General features: G+C 63.8%; 1 protein-coding gene. It reads left to right on the top strand.

Features of this window, described 5'->3' with window-relative positions:
• Positions 1–76 precede the first annotated feature (76 nt).
• Positions 77–472 carry a tail fiber assembly protein gene (locus HNH97_RS17800; RefSeq protein WP_216657704.1) on the top strand — a complete coding sequence of 132 codons (396 nt, stop codon included), beginning with the start codon at positions 77–79 and terminating at the stop codon, positions 470–472.
• Positions 473–553 lie beyond the last annotated feature (81 nt).

Raw genomic sequence — 553 nt, 5'->3', positions numbered from 1 at the left:
TTTTTCGGGTGCGGGCGGTGGATGGGGCGGAATGAACGGCCTCGGATATTTCTGGTGGGCATGGGGAAACTGATAAATGTCAACGAATTATTACTTTTCCGCGTCGAACAACGCGTTTTATCCCGTGGTGCTCCAGGCGCAGTACGAGGCGGCAGGAACCTGGCCGACTGATGCGGTCGCGGTGGCCGACGCCGTGTTCGAGACTTATGGTTGCAGTACGCCGCCCGCCGGGCAGGTGCGTGGCGCGGCGTCTGATGGAACCCCCACGTGGGTAACGGAAACGCCGCGCGTGATCCCCCTGACGACGCAGGCCGCCAGTGCGCTGGCGCAGGCGCAGCAGACCGTCTGGGCGGAGTACGGTTCGCTCGGGCAGGCTGTCCCGGCCGCGTGGGTCACGTATCAGACCGCCCTGCGGGCGATCGTCAACGGCACCGATACCACCAGCACGACGCTGCCTGCAGCGCCATCATGAGCGGTTTCGTCATCAAGCAGGGAAACACGTTCCGTCTTGCGGCCCTGATCCGAAGCCATGATGGCGCTGTGTTGGACCTGA

The sequence above is a fragment of the Gluconacetobacter entanii genome, assembly GCF_013155425.1.
In the GTDB taxonomy this organism is placed as follows: domain Bacteria; phylum Pseudomonadota; class Alphaproteobacteria; order Acetobacterales; family Acetobacteraceae; genus Novacetimonas; species Novacetimonas entanii.
The sequence above is the reverse complement of the archived record's forward strand: the minus strand, read 5'-3'. Positions and strand labels throughout refer to the sequence as shown.

Bases quoted from the DNA above. Each gene is read 5' to 3' on its own strand.
- HNH97_RS17800 (WP_216657704.1), top strand. From the start codon at position 77: ATGTCAACGAATTATTACTTTTCCGCGTCGAACAACGCGTTTTATCCC.